At 41.0% G+C, this 16837-nt stretch carries 10 protein-coding genes and 2 pseudogenes; 9 read left to right on the forward strand and 3 right to left on the reverse strand.

Annotation, left to right across the window (positions count from 1 at the left end; all coding sequences use genetic code 11):
* Window positions 1-262: 262 nt before the first annotated feature.
* Window positions 263-589 (reverse strand): hypothetical protein, encoded by a 327-nt coding sequence (locus V7K32_RS00800; RefSeq protein WP_334989430.1) that lies wholly within the window; start codon window positions 587-589, stop codon window positions 263-265.
* A gap of 178 nt (window positions 590-767) precedes the next feature.
* Window positions 768-1274, reverse strand: coding sequence for a hypothetical protein (locus V7K32_RS00805; protein WP_334989432.1), 507 nt, complete (start codon window positions 1272-1274; stop codon window positions 768-770).
* A gap of 305 nt (window positions 1275-1579) precedes the next feature.
* Between V7K32_RS00805 and V7K32_RS00810 the strand changes: the two are divergent.
* The 6 genes and pseudogenes from V7K32_RS00810 to V7K32_RS00835 all read left to right on the forward strand — a co-directional run.
* Window positions 1580-1696, forward strand: a pseudogene (locus tag V7K32_RS00810) (IS701 family transposase); the annotation flags it as partial.
* A gap of 442 nt (window positions 1697-2138) precedes the next feature.
* Window positions 2139-4016 (forward strand): ShlB/FhaC/HecB family hemolysin secretion/activation protein, encoded by a 1878-nt coding sequence (locus V7K32_RS00815; RefSeq protein ID WP_334989456.1) that lies wholly within the window; start codon window positions 2139-2141, stop codon window positions 4014-4016.
* Between the two features lie 52 nt (window positions 4017-4068).
* Entirely contained in the window at window positions 4069-7398 is a 3330-nt protein-coding gene (locus V7K32_RS00820; protein WP_334989434.1) for a two-partner secretion domain-containing protein, read from the forward strand.
* 61 nt (window positions 7399-7459) lie between these two features.
* On the forward strand, window positions 7460-10426 hold the full coding sequence (locus V7K32_RS00825; protein ID WP_334989435.1) for a CHAT domain-containing protein: 2967 nt from the start codon (window positions 7460-7462) through the stop codon (window positions 10424-10426).
* An 87-nt stretch (window positions 10427-10513) separates the two neighbouring features.
* Entirely contained in the window at window positions 10514-10798 is a 285-nt protein-coding gene (locus V7K32_RS00830) for a hypothetical protein (RefSeq protein WP_334989437.1), read from the forward strand.
* 353 nt (window positions 10799-11151) lie between these two features.
* Window positions 11152-11910: a DUF928 domain-containing protein gene (locus tag V7K32_RS00835; RefSeq protein ID WP_334989439.1), complete on the forward strand. Its 759-nt coding sequence runs from the start codon at window positions 11152-11154 to the stop codon at window positions 11908-11910.
* On the opposite strand, the gene V7K32_RS00840 is transcribed toward V7K32_RS00835, so the two are convergent.
* Window positions 11888-14611 carry a CHASE2 domain-containing protein gene (locus V7K32_RS00840; protein ID WP_334989442.1) on the reverse strand — a complete coding sequence of 908 codons (2724 nt, stop codon included), beginning with the start codon at window positions 14609-14611 and terminating at the stop codon, window positions 11888-11890. The genes V7K32_RS00835 and V7K32_RS00840 overlap by 23 nt on opposite strands.
* 283 nt (window positions 14612-14894) lie before the next feature.
* Between V7K32_RS00840 and V7K32_RS00845 the strand changes: the two genes are divergently transcribed.
* From V7K32_RS00845 to V7K32_RS00855, 3 genes and pseudogenes are all read left to right on the forward strand, one after another.
* Window positions 14895-15611 carry a DUF4407 domain-containing protein gene (locus V7K32_RS00845; protein ID WP_334989444.1) on the forward strand — a complete coding sequence of 239 codons (717 nt, stop codon included), beginning with the start codon at window positions 14895-14897 and terminating at the stop codon, window positions 15609-15611.
* Between the two features lie 66 nt (window positions 15612-15677).
* A pseudogene (locus tag V7K32_RS28640) lies at window positions 15678-16111 on the forward strand (IS701 family transposase); the annotation flags it as partial.
* A 122-nt stretch (window positions 16112-16233) separates the two neighbouring features.
* Window positions 16234-16837: FG-GAP repeat domain-containing protein (locus V7K32_RS00855; protein WP_334989448.1), on the forward strand; the 604-nt coding region annotated here is incomplete at its 3' end.

Raw genomic sequence — 16837 nt, forward strand, 5'->3', positions numbered from 1 at the left:
TATTTAGAAAAAATACCTAGTTGTACCATTTCTTTGTGACGCTGCCCCAAACCCTTTTAACTTCTTTCTTTGCGTCCTTTGGACGAACGGAATCGACGGAAACCGCCTTCGCGGAGCGTCTCGCAGAGAAGACTCCGACTTCTTCACTTTGCCATCGGATAATGATGTTAAGCTTGATCAATGCTGATTAATTCTGAATCTTTGAGCTTTGCGATCGCCTCATAAATGCTACTTTCGGGAATATCCCACTCAATAGACAGTTCTAGGGGCTTAATACGAAGTGGGCGATCGCATCTGCCAAAGTCAGCCTGTAATATTGTTCTTTCACAGATGCACCTCGCAGCGCAAAGTGCGGTCTTGGCGGTTTCCGCCGTTCGCAAAGCGTCTCCGACAGGAGAGGAGCAACTTTGTAAGAGAGGTTACATCTGGCACATAAATAAGTGTCAAAGATCCGTTTAAAGACGTTTGAGAAAAACATTGAATCAGGGCTAACAGTAATTACAGGTTCCTCGCCGTCAGCCTCATTAATTAAGGTTTCCAGTTCGCTGATTAAATCGCTCAGTTTTTCTAGAATCTGATTTATGTCCATAGATTTACTCCGTCAAACAAGAATGAGTGGTGTTAAAATAAATTTGCCTGGTGTGCATAGGAACCTTGGTCGGATACCGTTCACTCTGGGCGACCCTCTCTTCTCTTGAAAAGTTGCTCCTGGGGGAAACCCCCAAGACCGCACTTTTCGCTATGGCTGTGGGCTGGCGGCCAGTTAATTACCAGTCTGTAAATTCTGGCTCTAGTTCATGGTCAAATTCACATAGCTTACCCCGCGTCTCATTTGCTGCCGCATCTCTACGATTCAGCCAGCAGTACTCATACTGACGTTGAGTTTCAGCCCCGATGTACTTCCAGGCTGCAAAGATGTGTTTATCTGGGATTTGTCCCTGAGTTTTGATATTAAGCATTAAGTGTTTGGCTGCAACTGCATCCTGATTAAAAGCTTTCTCTAAACCTGAATAAGCGTGACAAGTGCAAGTGATTTCATGCTGGTAGAGTTTCACTTCGTAAAAATCACCCGTGTTACCTCTAGCAATCAGTTCATCCCAATCCGATCCAGGTTCTAATTTATATGGGTCAGCTTTTGCCCAAGAACGATTAATTAAAACTTCTATAAAATCAGCCTTTGAGATAAAGCCAGAGATGCCACGAATTTTAACTATCTGCTTACGTTTCTCGATTTTGTTGGGGATGTGGAGATAAACAATATTCTTATAACCCACACTCTGCACTTCAATTTGAAGTATAAATAGATTACATTCAAAAAAAAAGCAATAAATCAGAATAATCAGGAAGAGAATACTCAACGAGTGTGATGTTGATCAAAAATGATCAAATGTCAAAATTTTTCTTCAGAAAGTGGTTTTTCTAAGCAACAAAAGTTGGAGGAATAGTTATTTTACCCTTCAGAGATTGAACAAATGATATTTACCTTATTTTGACGTTGTTTTAACTAAGAAAGCAGATAATACTTTTGACAAGATGATGGCATAAAATTCAAAATAAAATGGCGTGATTCTGTGAGATTAAAATCATAAAAATTAAAGCATTCCCTGCTGAAAAAAAAGTGAAACTGTTCCGGGTTACTATCTCTACCGATAGAACGGATTATGTCGCAACTAATGATATCAGGACATACGCAACTGGTATTGAAGAAAACTTGCTCTTGATGACCATGTACTAAATCATCAGTTACATCAGGTGATTTTGGCTGTTCAAACCTGAACTACCTTGGTATTGATCGCGTTGCTGGTCGAGTCATACTTTAAATTTTTTTAAATGCTTGCTATATATACATTTTGTCAGTTTATACTACCGTTTTTTTTCGAGGTTGTGATAAATCTGGGATGAAGCTGCAATCTGCTGTAGGAGCAAAAAGCTATCAAATATATAGCTGAAGTGGTAAAATTTTCTCAAATCCGTTTCTGTGCCTTTGTAGCTTTATGCAAATAGTAGGTAATACGATTAAGCAAACCATCTTCTGTAGCAGTTAAAGAGGTGAGAAATTTCTGTAAATCAGGGTTTTTTGCTTGTCTAAATCTGGTGGTGGCAAAATGATTTTAAAAATAGCAAGCTTTTTAATAAAAATGGGGAAAGTATGCTGTGTATGCTTTTGGGATTTAACACTAGCTCTAAAAATTGCCAGAATTTTAGGAGTGTTACTTGCTTTTAACCAGGGTAGTGCCTTGGCTGATGTCTTGCCTATTAAGAACCAAAGACAGTCTGTTGAAGAAATTGAAAACTTAGCTTTGTCAGAAACTCGTCTGTTGACGAGCCAGCATCAATTGCGTCAGATCCCAGTACCGGCAACAGGCTTATCAAAGTTGAAGCAACTAAGATTAGACCCAATTTTGTCTCAGGTTCTCGACTCAAAGCCAATCCCAATCCCAATCCCAATCCCACAGCCACGACCAGAACCTGCCCTTGAACTTCCTCTTAAAAAATTTCCCTCCTATCAAGAACACTTAGACCTTCCTCAAAGTATCATCGTTAGCAAATTCGAGTTTGATGGAAACACAGCATTTAGCGACGAAAAGTTAACTAAAGTTACTGCCCAATTTACCAAGCGATCGCTAACCTTTGTAGAATTACTACAAGTTGAGGCTACTGTCAGCAAACTCTATACCGACGCGGGGTATATTAATTGTGGTGCTGTGATTCCGGCTGGTCAAACCTTATCTCAACAGGGATCTGTCGTCAAAATCCAGATTATTGAAGGAGGGCTAGAAGAAATTGCGGTGACGGGTACACGACGGTTGAACTCGAACTACATCCGTAGCAGATTAGCTATTGCCACCGCTAGACCCTTAAATCAAAAGCGTTTGCTGTCAGCTTTGCAACTATTGCAACTTGACCCCCTAATTCAGAATATATCAGCCGAATTGTCTGCTGGGTCGCGTCCAGAATTAAGTTTACTGACAGTCAAGGTAGTAGAAGCCGACTCCTTTAATACAGAATTTTTTATAGATAATGCTCGTGCGCCTAGTGTTGGCAGCTTACGACGCGGTGTCCGCATTAACGAAGGAAATTTATTCGGTTTTGGGGATGGCTTGAATCTGGAATATATCAATACTGATGGTAGCAACTCCTTTGACTTGCGCTACAACATACCTGTTAATCCTCGTAATGGCACAATTACCCTCAGAGGTGGGTTGACGAATACTGAAATTGTCGAACCACCCTTTGACCGCTTAGATATCATTGGTAATTCCAATTACTTCGAGTTAGGTTTTCGTCAACCTTTAATTTTATCTCCCAACAGAGAATTTGCTGTGGGTCTATCTGCGTTACGACAAGAAAGCAAATCTCAACTGCTAGGTTTTCCCCTGCTGTCAGCCGGTGCTAATGAACAGGGAGAAACCCGCATCTTTGCGTTACAATTCTTCCAAGAATATCAGCAGAGGAATTCTCAAGAAGCCTTAGCCCTGCGCTCTCAATTTAACCTCGGTTTAGATGTCTTTAATGCTACCGTCAACAATGACCCTCCTGATTCTCGGTTTTTTTCTTGGCGGGGGCAAGGACAATACGTGCGACTTTTAGCACCGCAGACTTTATTCGTCATCCGTTCTGACCTGCAATTCTCAAGCCGTGCCCTTGTGCCTTTAGAGCAATTTGGGCTGGGCGGTCTGCGTAGTGTTCGGGGTTATCGACAGGATATTCTCTTGACAGATAACGGCTTTTTGGCATCAGCAGAAATACAATTACCAGTACTGCGGCTAAAAAACGTCGGAGGAGTTTTGCAAGTAGTGCCGTTTATTGATTTTGGTGTGGGTTGGAACAGTTCCGGCAATCCAGACCCAAATCCGAATACTTTGCTGGGGTTGGGATTGGGTTTACAGTGGCAAATGAGCGATCGCCTGAATGCTCGCCTTGATTATGGCATTCCATTAACAAATATTCAAGACAGAGACAGGACTTTACAGGAAGAGGGTATTTATTTTTCAATAGTTGCGAATCCTTTCTAAAAAAATTTTGTCAAAAAATTTCTAATTAACAAAGGTCTAGAAATCAAAAGTTATGCAACATCCCAAGCGATCGCTCCTGTCTTCTACTTTACCTCTATCTATAGGGGTAAATTTTGTGTTGGCTTTGTTGTCTTGTATCGCTCCTTGTCCAGCAAAAGCACAAATTACACCTGATGGGACTCTAGGCGATAAAAGTTCAGTTGTAGTACCAAACGGTTCTATTGACCAGATTTCTGGGGGAGCAATTCAAGGAAGCAACCTATTCCACAGCTTCAAAGAATTTAACGTTGGTGAAGGAGCAAAAGCCTATTTTACAAATCCAGAAGGAATTACGAATATTTTGACTCGGGTGACAGGGAGTAATGCCTCGAATATTCTGGGAACTCTGGGGGTTTCGGGTAATGGGAATGCAAACCTGTTTTTGATTAATCCTAATGGAATTGTCTTTGGTTCCAATGCCTCTTTGGATCTAAGAGGTTCATTTGTAGCTTCTAGTGCAGATAGCCTAGTGTTTGATAATAGGTTGGAGTTTAGCGCCACAAACCCCCAAGCCCCGCCACTGCTGACAGTGAATATTCCTGTAGGATTGCGCTTGAGAGAGAATTCAGCAAGCATTGTCAATCAATCATCTGCTGTTCTTTACTTACCGGCGGGGAACACTTTGGCGCTGGTCGGTGGAAATGTCAGCCTTGATGGTGGAAAGTTGCAGGTACCTGGGGGTCGCATTGAGTTGGGAGGATTGACTGGTGCGGGAATAGTTGGTTTAAATGTCCAAGAGTCCCAAGGAATACCAAGAGTAGCTTCTCTAAGTTTTCCCAATAGTATTGAACGAGCTGATGTATCCCTGTCTCAAGGAGCAGTTGTGAATGTTCAGAGTAAGGGTGGCGGTAGTATCGCTATTAACAGTCGTAACTTAAATATTGTCGGAGGAGGTCGGTTATTAGCTGGAATAGACCCACATTTCGATTCACCTGAAACTCAGGCGAGAAATATTGAAATTAATGCCACCGATCAGGTAGTTTTTAGTGGCGCCAGTAGTGGAGCATTGAATCAAGTAGAGATTGGAGGGCAAGGCAACTCTGGTGACATCAATATCAAAGCTCGTTCTCTTGAGGTGAGAGAAGGCGCTCAACTTGGTGCCAGTACTTCCGGAAAGGGAGATGCAGGTAAGATCAACATTACTGCCACTGACAAGGTGCTATTTGATGGAGGAAGTAACCCCACCAATTTCAGTTACGTCTATAGCCAAGTGGAAAAGGGCGCTGAAGGCAACTCTGGTGGAATTGAAATCAACGCAGATAGTCTAACAGTTACTAATGGTGCTCAACTCAGCAGCAGCATTAAAGGCTCAGGCAATGCAGGCGCAATCCGCATTACTGCCACTGACAAGGTACTCTTTGATGGAGAGTCTGCCACAAACAACCGCACTGCCTTACAGAGTCAAGTTGTTGAAGAAGCAGTTGGAAAATCTGGCGATATCGTGATTAAAACTCCAATTTTAGAGGTGACGAATGGTGCGTTTCTGGATACTAGCATTAAAGGTAAAGGCTCAGGACAGGCAGGCGCAATCCGCATTACTGCCACTGACAAGGTACTCCTTGATGGGGAGAGCAAAGGCAATCGCACTGCCTTACTGAGTCAAGTTGGTGAAGAAGCAGTTGGAAAATCTGGCGATATCGTGATTGAAACCCCAATTTTAATGGTGACGAATAGTGCGTTTCTGGATACTAGTACTAAAGGCTCAGGCAATGCAGGCGCAATCCGTATTACTGCCACTGACAAGGTACTCTTTGATGGAGAGACTGACAACGGTTTCTCTAGTGGAGTATTCAGCCAAGTTGTTGAAAGAGCAGTTGGAAAATCTGGCGATATCGTGATTGAAACCCCAATTTTACAGGTAACGAATGGCGCTTTTCTCGATGCCAGCACTAAAGGCTCAGGCGATGCAGGTGCAATTCGTATTACTGCCACTGACAACGTAATCTTTGATGGAAAAAATAACGGCAATAGTACTTATGTGGCGAGTCTAGTTGGTAACGAAGCAGTTGGAAAATCTGGCAGTATCGTGATTGAAACCCCGATTTTAAAGGTGACGAATGGTGCAAAAGTAATTACTACTACTTTAGGGAAAGGCAATTCCGGCTTGATCCAAGTCACAGCTTCTGATAGGGTATTTTTTGACGGTACTTCCACTATTAGTAGTGAAGTTGGGGCTGGCGCAACCGGAGGCTCCGAAGGGATTACAATCAAGGCTCCTCGCTTGCAAATAAGTAATGCGGCTATTGTCAGCGCCAATAGTAATGGAAATGGCAATGCTGGTAACATTGAGATCACATCTGACACTATTAAACTTTCCAGTGGCGGACAAATTCGTACTAACACTTCAGCTAGTTTACAAGCAGGCAATATCACACTGAATGTACCAAACAGCCTTACTCTGTCTGACTTTGGAACCGCAGTCTTAGCTGAGACTGAAAAGACTTCTACCAGTGCTGGCGGTAATATCTTCGTGATTGGCTCCCCCAAAAATGTCCTGATTCAAAATGGCGCCAAACTCTCTGTCAATAGTCAGGGAAGTGGAGTTGGAGGTGATATATCTGTGCAAGCCAATTCTCTAACTTTGGATCAAGGAACGATCTCAGCTGAAACCGCCAAAGAAACAGGCGGCAATATCAAGCTAGACGTAGCAGATTTATTGCTGATGTCAGGCGACAGCAAAATTAGTACCAGTGCAGGCATTGAAAGCCAACCAGGGGCAATTGGTACTGGCGGGAACATTAAGATTGATACCCAATTTCTAGTTGCACCACCCTCAAAACCAAATGGTAGTGATATAACCGCCAATGCAACTTATGGTAAGGGTGGTCGTGTTGATATTACAGCTACCGGAATCTTTGGGATTGAATTTCGGGACAAACCTAGAGATTTCTTAAATGACATCACCGCTAGTTCAGAATTTGGTGGCAATCCGGGAGTGATAAACATCAATCGGTTGATTGATCCCAGCCGGAATTTAGTGGAATTACCCGCAACTATTGTCAATCCCAATGACCAAATCGCCCAAAATCCCTGTAGTAAAGGTGTTGCTAGTGAATTCACGATCACCGGACGGGGTGGGTTACCTCCTAGTCCCAACGAAGACTTAAGCCAAGAAGCGACTCAGGTTGGTTTAGTTGAACCAGTGTCAACCGTCAGCAATGTAAAACCACCACAAAAAACCTCCTCTAGCCATAATTCCCCATCCCAAATCCCCAGCCCAATTGTGCCGGCTCAAGGATGGATATTCAACAATAAAGGTGAAGTAATTCTCACCGCCTACAATCCCAAAGTCACTGAAATTCATCGCTTACCTAAGAAATTAGATAGTTGTTCTGCACGATGAGACGCAGGACAAAAGGTGAAAATAGATATTTTTGTGAATGACTTGACAGAATCAAGAAAATATGAATAAAAAAAAGCAGAGAGGGCAATCGCTCAAAGCAAGATTTTTCTCGAAAATTAGCGATTATAAACAGACTAATTTCATAGTCCGTAGATTTTATAGTAGTCAAGTGCGATCGCTAATCTTAGCACTTTTATTATTTTTCTTGTCTGTGGGAGGAGTGCTGGTTACTACCCAGGTTTGGGCATCAACTGCGATCGCCCAAACTCAACAAGAGCCTTTACAATTGGTAGAACAAGGCAAATCCCTTTATAAAAATGGGCAATTTGCACAAGCTCTAACCGTTTGGGAACAGATAGCTGCGGCTTTTGCGGCGCGAGAGGATAAACTCAACCAGGCAATGGCGTTGAGCAATCTTGCCCTCACGGCTCAACAACTTGGCAGGTGGGAGCAAGCCAAAAAAGCGATCGCTACCAGCTTAAATATCCTGCAAACACAGCCAAAAACACCAGAGCGAGCCTCCGAAAGAGGAGCTGCGCTAACGCAAATCCTCAGTTCCACATTAGACATTCAAGGACAGTTGCAACTAGCAGTAGGAGAATCAGAAGCAGCCCTCGCAACTTGGAAAGAAGCGGCTGAAATTTATCAAAATCTCGGCAATCAAAATGGTGCAATTAGAAGCCAGATTAACCAAGCTCAAGCTATGCAAGATTTGGGTCTTTACCCAAAGGCTTGCAAGACCCTACTCAAAACTTTAGAACTTGATCATCAAAACTGCCAGATAACAAAACAAGAATTGGAAACCCTTCAGGAACGATTTGTCAAGCAGAAAAATTCCTTGTCTTTACATATTTTGGCTTTGCGTAGTCTCGGCAATGTTTTACGAGTTGTTAGTCAACTCGAACAATCGCAAATGGTCTTATTCGCAGCTGGGCAATTAGCTCAACAATCAGGAGATTCGCAAAATCTGGCTGCTACCTACCTGAGTTTAGGCAATACAGCCCGGTCTTTGGGTAATAGAAAAATACAGTTGGGAAAATCAAGCCAACAACAGCTAGCCCTTACACAGCCTATAAACTGCATTCAAGGAGCTAGTATAGCCGATGCTGCCCAATTTTATCAACAGGCTGCTAGTTGCTATCGGCAAGCTGAATCATCTACCTCATCAGATATCAAAAAACAAGCTCAATTGAATCGATTTAGCCTTTTGGTACAAACTCAACAATGGACTGAAGTACCAATTTTGCTATCTGAAATCACGTCTAACCTCAATGACTTATCTATTAGTCATCCCACTGTCTATGCTCACATCAAATTTGCTCAAAGTTTGATGTGTCTGCAATTAGGACTGAGTGAAAACTCATCAAATGCTTTATCCCCAATTCTGCAACTATGTAGCATCAGAAAAAATACACCTACGGCCACTGGTGTTAAAACTCTTGAATACTCAAAAATTCCCTCATGGCCAGAAATTGGGCAAATTTTAGAAACCGCCCTCAACCAAGCTCAACAATTGGGAGACAAGCAAGCCGAAGCCGATGTGCGTGGTTATCTAGGAGGAGTTTATTTGCAAATGGGAAAATTGGCAGAGGCACGACAATTAACTGAACAAGCTTTAGAGCAGAAATCTGCTTTTAATGATTCTAGTATCACCTATCTTTGGCAATGGCAGCTAGGACGAATTTACCAAACTCAACAAGACCCAAAAAGCGCACTCAAAGCCTACACCTTAGCCTATGAAACTCTTCAGTCTTTGCGTAAGGACTTAGTTGGTATTAACCCAGAAATTCAATTTACTTTTCGGGATAGTGTAGAACCAGTCTATCGAGAACTGGTCAATTTGCTCTTGCCACCCCAAGCTTCTCAACAGATAAAGCAAACGGAGATTAATCAGGAGAATCTCAAACTTGCTCGTGATGTTATAGAAGCACTTCAACTAGCAGAACTGACCAACTTCTTTCGGGAAGCTTGTGTAACCAGCCAACCCCAACCAATCGACCAGTTAGATCCAACTGCTGCGGTCATCTATTCGATTATTTTACCCGATCGCCTTGCTGTGATCTTGTCTCGACCTCAAAAACCCTTAAAATACTATGCAACACCTCTGAAGCCTAATTCTCAGCCAGGAGAAATCGGGGAGGTTGAGCGTGTCTACAATGATCTGTTTGCTGACTTCACCCGTTACATCTACTTAGATTCACTTCGTCCCCAAACAATTTTTTATGATTGGTTAATCCGTCCAATTGAGGCAGAACTGCAAAAGGATGACATTAAAACTTTGGTGTTTGTACTAGATGGAGTTTTGCGCGCAGTACCCATGTCGGCACTTTATGATAGTCAGCAGCATAAGTATCTGATTGAAAAATATAGCCTTGCTTTGAGTCCAGGGTTGCAGCTGTTGTATTCACCTTCGCTTTCTCCAAACAAATTGCAAACTTTAGTGGGAGGTTTGGCTGAGGCTAGTCAAGGGTTTTCCAAACTACCGGGAGTGGAAGAGGAAATTCGGGAGATTGCAAAGATAGTTCCCACAGAAGTTCTCTTAAACAAAGAATTTACCCGCAATCGCCTGAAAGTTAAAATCGACAATGCATCTTTCCCCATTATTCATTTAGCAACCCACGGTCAATTTTCTTCCCAGGCTGAAGATACCTTTTTGTTGGCTTGGGATGGTCGGATTAATGTTAAAGAATTAGATCAATTATTGCAAGCACCCGATCGCCCTGGCCGAAGTCCTTTAGAATTGTTAATTTTGAGTGCTTGCCAAACTGCCGCAGGTGATAATCGAGCGGTTCTGGGACTAGCAGGGGTGGCGGTGCGTTCCGGGGCCCGTAGTACATTAGCAACGCTTTGGTCAGTAGAAGATGAATCTACAGTTGAGCTGATGAACAAGTTCTATTCAGAATTAAGCCAACCCGGAGTAACTAAAGCTGAGGCACTTCGTCAAGCTCAGTTGTCTCTGTTGCGATCGCCAAATTATCATCGTCCTTACTACTGGGCGCCATTTGTCTTAGTAGGTAATTGGTTGTAGCCAGCAATTAGTACACTATTTTTGCGGAATTGAGCATTAGTAATGAGTATCACTTAATTAAAGATAGACTTTACCAAAAGATAACTCATGTTAAATAATCAACAGTTGATTGGTCTAATGACGATCGGGTTGTTTGTGATGGGGACGCAACCAAGAATTGCCCAATCAAATGCAAATATTCCAACGCCGAATAATCGCTCAAAATCCCAACATATAATATTCAAACCACCATCAAATCAGGGTAAGCCAAAATCCACATTATCAGCAGGGTCTCGGAATGGGCAATTTCCTCAAGATACAACATTAACAGCCACTTCATTTAACCAGATCCCTGTAATGTCCCTTGTTCCCTCTAATACCATTTCTTTGTGAGGCTGCGCCAAATTTTTTTGGCTTCTTGTTTCTTTGTTTCTTTGTTTCTTTGTGTCCTTTGCGCCCTTTGTGATTCGTTCCCTATATATTTTGGCGCATCTTCATACAGAATTGGTATAAGGAACAAGAATTAAATAACATACAATTTATATCCCTAGCTTACCTCACCCTCAATCCCTCTCCGATATATTGGAGAGGGATCGTGATAATTGATGAAGTTTTGCATTTTATTTAATGCACGTTCCTAAATAGGTAATTGGTTGTAGCCAGCAAGTAGTATACTATTTTTGCGGAATTGAGCATTAGTAATGAGTATCACTTAATTAAAGATAGACTTTACCAAAAGATAACCCATGTTAAATAATCAACAGTTGATTGGTCTAATGACGATCGGGTTGTTTGTGATGGGGACGCAACCAACAATTGCCCAATCAAATGCAAATATTCCAACGGCGACTAATCGCTCAAAATCCCAACATATAATATTCAAACCACCATCAAATCAGGGTAAGCCAAAATCCACATCATCAGCAGGGTCTCGGAATGGGCAATGTCCTCAAGATACAACATCAACAGCCACTTCATCTAACCAGACCCCTGTAATGTCCCTTGTTCCCTCTAACAGCAACTATGGGTTGACTACAGCAGAACATCCGATATTTTTAGTCTATCTGCCGCAAACATCTGCCAAGCAACTAGTCTTAAGCTTAATCACAGAAAACAATCAGCTTTATTCCCAAACTTTCATTCCCATTAAAGGTAAACCTGGTATTACTAGCATCAAGTCAGCAGATAGCTCACCCCCTCTAGAAGTAGGCAAAAATTATCAGTGGGCTTTAGAGTTGATATGTGAGGAAAAACCTAGCCCTAACGATCCAGTAATCACCTCGTGGGTACGCCGTGTGGCTTTACCTCAACTCCAGAGTCAGCAGCGGACAACTTTGGAGCAGGTAGATGCTTACAGTGAACGCGGAATTTGGTACGATGCGGTCATTACTTTAGCTCAAATCAAAAACACTCAGCCTGATAATCAAGCCATAGCAGATATCTGGAGTGACTTTCTGAAGTCTGTAGGGCTAGAAGCGATCGCTACTCAACCACTTCGATTGTAGAAGTGGCTAACTGTTTTTCTCGTAACTGCTGCTCAATAAAAGCCTGATTATCCTGGCTTTCTGACTGCTTGAGGTATTCAATGGCAATTGCTCCAGTAAGGGGATGGTCTTGGCACATTTCTAAAAGCAGTGCCAAAATATGATGGAATTGGAGTCTTTCGAGTTGCTCATAAGTAACCAACTCTAAGGTAACTGCTGACCCCAAAAGCACTAGCAGTGAGGGAATCAAGGGTAACCACCAGCCCAAGCAAAAGGCTAAAAAGCAAATCCCCAAAAGCCCTCCACCAGCAAGGATTATACTGCTAGCGATCGCCATTGAAGACCTCAACTGTCGGCTTACTAATGCTCCTAACCCCGCCCAAACTAAAATCCACAGCCATTCTATGGGTTTTTGCCAAACCCGAAGCAAAGGTCTACCATCAATAACAGCACTAATTATTTGACTGATAATATTGGCATGAACAGTGACCCCAGTCATCGGCTGCGAAGAACTAAATAGACTACTATTATAGGGCGTATAAAATACATCTTTAATGCTGGCAGCAGTAGTGCCAATCAAAACTAGGCGATCGCGTAAACTATCAGGGGGAATGCGCTTTGCCAAGATATCCCTTAAAGGGAAAGTAGCAAAATTTTCCTGATTCCCTCTAAAGTTCAGCAAAATCTGATAACCTCCAGAATCCGCATGGACGTAGCCTCCATCATTGCCCACAAACCTTTCAAACACTGCTTTCCCCCAACGCAACCTTTGACGTTGGCGATCGTTCTCAACCAATTCTATGGTTATTCCTTCGGACTCTAAATAGTGCTGCGCCAGTTTCATTGCCAAACTGTAGCCTGTTTCATTTTGCGAGAGGTTTACTGATAATAATGCACGACGTACCTTGCCATCTGCATCCACCACCTGATCGGCAAAGCCGACTCTTTTTGCGTTGAGACTGGGAGGAGGCGCAATAATGGGATTTACAACTTTTTCAATTCCATATAAGTTAGGAGTTGATTTGAAGATGTTAACTAAGTCCTGATGCCCAGGTTCTACAGGCAAATCTCGAATAATATCTAAACCAATAGCTCTAGGTTTTTGGGCTTTAATATTGGCAACTGCCTTAGCTAAAACTCCATCGGGGATAGGCCACTTTCCTGCCTTTTGTATATCTTCTTCATCAATAGTGACAATCGCTATCCGCTTCTCTGGTGATTCTAGCAATAGCCGCCACCCCAAAAATTGGTCAAGCATATTCCACTCGCCACCCTGCAACAGTCCACCAAAGCGCAGCAGCAGAATAGGTGCAGTCACACATATCGCAACCCGTGGTATCCAAAATAAGCCAATTCGTCGTTGCAAAACTTCTAGCTTGGCTTTTTGTCTAGCTTGTGCCAAAAGTTTATTAGCTTGTGCTAGTGCTTGTAGTGACATTTGGGCTTGGCGTTTGGCTAATTCCTGACTAGCGGCTAAAAATTGATAATCTAAATCGCCAAGACTTTTACCTAATGCCCAAGCTAAGGTATCCTGTAAAACTTGTCCTCGCAATAGATAAGATTCATCTTGGCAAGCTGATGCTGACCAGGCTGCGATCGCTTCTGCATAAGGTCGCAACTCTGCTAATTTCCGCTCAACCCAACTGTGGTTGAATACAGCTTTGTAAATGCGATTATATACCTTGAGCTTGCGTTGTTCCTCAACTACTAACCCTGACAGTCGTAATTCGATTTGTTCAGGAGTTCCATCAGCATAAATTTCTCCTTGACGTAAAATTTGCTGGTATAATTCTAATAATCTACCTGTACGTTTTTCATTTCTGTACAAAATGCGATCGCGAATCGTCCTCAAATGCTCAGGTTCATCTTGAGATTCCCAATTCTCAACAATGTGCGACCTTATTACTTGCTCAACCGATGAAAATCTTTGAGCAGTTGACTCCAAAACTATAAACTGACACAGCTTTTGCGTCAAAAACGGTTGCCCACCCGTCCATTCTAGTATCTGCATGAGAACTGCTTCGGGGTTACTCACTCTCTGGTTCAAACCATCCATTAATGGTTGCACTTCATCAGGCTGAAATCCTTGCAGTTCAATCGCCTTGCCAATATTGAATGGTGTCTGGGTCTTATCTTGAATCAGTTCGTTAGGATTTGCAACCCCCAATAGTGCAAAAGTCAAACGCCTATATTCATAATTAACTTCTCGTTGCTGAAAAAAGAATCTAATTAAAGCAAAAAAATCATCCAATGAGAAATTCTGACTCAAAACGCGATCAATTTCATCAATAAAAATAACTATATTTTGCTTTACCTCTACTAGAAGTACTTCTTCAATAAATTTGCTCAAACACTGCACCGGTGAAAGCAAATCTCGCCGCTCACGCCACCAACTCCGCCATTGAATTTTGGAGTGCAGTTGACAACTACTCACCAAAGATTGGACAATCCCTGCATACCACTTTTCTGGAGTGACATCCTGTGTTCCCATTCCTGTCAAGTCAATAAACACACAGATGATTCCTTCTGCTTGTAGCCTTTGCATCATCTGCACTCGTAAGCTAGACTTGCCCATTTGCCGCGAGTTCAGCACATAACAAAACTGACCCCACTTTAAGCGCTCATAAAATTCTGTATCAGCACGTCGTTTCACATAGCTAGGAGCGCTACTCTCAAGACTCCCTCCTATTTGATATTCAAAATTTGACTTCGCTGCTGTCATCAAGGCTGTCCTTTACATTTTCCAATATATTTACTTTTAATTTTATATACAGTCATATAAATAATTTATTATCTAACACTCCTAGAGAAGAATTATACTATTTTCATTCATTAACTGACTTTACCTGACTTTTACCTATTTTTGATTTTTGAGTATTCCTAATTCATTAATTAATAAACATCTGACTTTATCCTCTTGTATGATCCACAACATAGCATGAAGATACTGGTATGGGTTGAAGAGAACTTACGAATACCATTAACTACTACCAAAGGAGTCTAAAATGTCTTTTCCAAGCTTGAAAAAATTTCTTTCATTTGCTTCTGGTATAAATATTAACATCGTATCAGATGATTCTATGTCTCCTGAAAACCGTTTTTCAGAAGAGAATAAGTATGCACCAATAGATGCATCTATTGTACTTACTGCCATTGTAGCTTTTTTATCTGGTAGCTATGCATTATACACTGTATTTAACTCTGTTCTAGTCTCTAGTTCGGTAGGTTTTATTTGGGGAATAAAGATTTTTAATTTAGATAGGTTTGTTATTTTAAGTAGCATGAAGAAAAAAAATAATTTTTGGGCAGATATCATAGTAATCATTCCTCGTTTAATGCTGGCTTTTTCATTAGGTTTTGTTATTGCTAAACCTGTGGAGATAAAAATTTTTGAAAATCAAATAAACCAAAAAATCGATGAGGCGAATGTTCAAAAAAATGCAGAGTTTAGCAAAGAAGAGAGGAACGCATTGGAGATAATTCATAATAAACAAGTCAATGAAATAGCTTTTTTAAAGCAAAATTCAAATTCAAGTGATCTTGTTAAAAAAAGTAATGAAGATTACGATAAGCAAAAAGAAAAAGTTCAAGAAGAAACTCAAATAAGGCGAGAAGGACTTAAAGCCAGGACTTACGCAACTGGCACATTGCGATCGCCACTTAGTAGTACTTTTGTATTGCAAGCGATATTTTCTGAAATTAGACTTTTTTATAATTGTTAATAGTAAATTTCGGGTATTAATTTTATGTGAGAATAATTAGAGGTTGCATTAAAAAATCAATTAACGATGAAATTTACTAAACTTAATTATTGCCAATATTTACTTAGCAGTCAAATCAACTACACAATGACTAATCTAGCAGAACATTTGGACAATATTAGTCATGATAAAATTAATTATTATTTAAAACATGAGAAATTAACTCCTCGTTTACTTTGGGAGAATGTGAAAGATTTAATTGTCCCTGATGAAAATGCTTGTATTATATTTGATGAGCCAGTTTTAGATAAAAGATTTTCTTTTATAGATTGAAATAGTGCGAAGGCAATATAGTGGAAATGAACATGGACTCGTCAAAGGAATTGGAATAGTCAATTGTATATATGTTAATCCTAAAAATCTAAATTTTTGGGTGATAGATTATCGTGTTTTCAAAGAAAGACAATGATGGTTTAACTAAAATTGACTATGTAAAAAATATGTTACAAGGGGTTGTATATTAAAAAGTTTATTTATTACTATTTTATTTATTGTCTTTGTAGCTGTGGTTTCCATTGCCCCAAAGGGGTATCTCACGTAGTGCAATGATCATAAGTTTTTTTAATGGAGCATTGTTATCACCATGTACGGAACAAAAAAGTTAGCTCTCAACAAGTTTAGCCTTTTGCAAAAATGGACTAATTTTGGCAAATTTCCACGCCAAGTTGCTGATGTAAATGGTGATGATCGAACTGATATCGTTGGTTTTAGCTGTAATGCTGTTTATCTATCTTTAGGTCAAAGTAATGGAACTTTTGGTCAAGCTTTTATAGCCAGAAAGGATAATTTTACTGTTAATAAAGGAGGATGGACTAGCTTTGACAAGTATCCGCCTCAACTCGCTGATGTGAATGGTGATGGTCGTGCAGATATTGTTGGTTTTGCAGGTAATGCTGTTTACGTATCTTTAGGTCAAACTAATGGAACTTTTGGTGAAGCCTTTATAGGCATAAGTGATAATTTTACTGTTAATAAAGGAGGATGGACTAGCTTTGACAAGTATCCGCGTCAACTCGCTGATGTGAATGGTGATGGTCGCGCAGATATTGTTGGCTTTGGATATGATAATGTCTTTGTCTCTCTTGGTCAAAGTAATGGAACTTTTGGTGAAGCCTTTATAGGCATAAGTGATAATTTTACTGTTAATAAAGGAGGATGGACTAGCTTTGACAAGTATCCGCGTCAAC

Origin of the sequence: Nostoc sp. (assembly GCF_036917635.1) — a bacterium.
In the GTDB taxonomy this organism is placed as follows: domain Bacteria; phylum Cyanobacteriota; class Cyanobacteriia; order Cyanobacteriales; family Nostocaceae; genus Nostoc.

Bases quoted from the DNA above. Each gene is read 5' to 3' on its own strand.
- V7K32_RS00800 (WP_334989430.1), bottom strand. From the start codon at position 589: ATGGACATAAATCAGATTCTAGAAAAACTGAGCGATTTAATCAGCGAA.
- V7K32_RS00815 (WP_334989456.1), top strand. From the start codon at position 2,139: ATGGGGAAAGTATGCTGTGTATGCTTTTGGGATTTAACACTAGCTCTA.
- V7K32_RS00820 (WP_334989434.1), top strand. From the start codon at position 4,069: ATGCAACATCCCAAGCGATCGCTCCTGTCTTCTACTTTACCTCTATCT.
- V7K32_RS00825 (WP_334989435.1), top strand. From the start codon at position 7,460: ATGAATAAAAAAAAGCAGAGAGGGCAATCGCTCAAAGCAAGATTTTTC.
- V7K32_RS00830 (WP_334989437.1), top strand. From the start codon at position 10,514: ATGTTAAATAATCAACAGTTGATTGGTCTAATGACGATCGGGTTGTTT.
- V7K32_RS00835 (WP_334989439.1), top strand. From the start codon at position 11,152: ATGTTAAATAATCAACAGTTGATTGGTCTAATGACGATCGGGTTGTTT.
- V7K32_RS00840 (WP_334989442.1), bottom strand. From the start codon at position 14,611: ATGACAGCAGCGAAGTCAAATTTTGAATATCAAATAGGAGGGAGTCTT.
- V7K32_RS00845 (WP_334989444.1), top strand. From the start codon at position 14,895: ATGTCTTTTCCAAGCTTGAAAAAATTTCTTTCATTTGCTTCTGGTATA.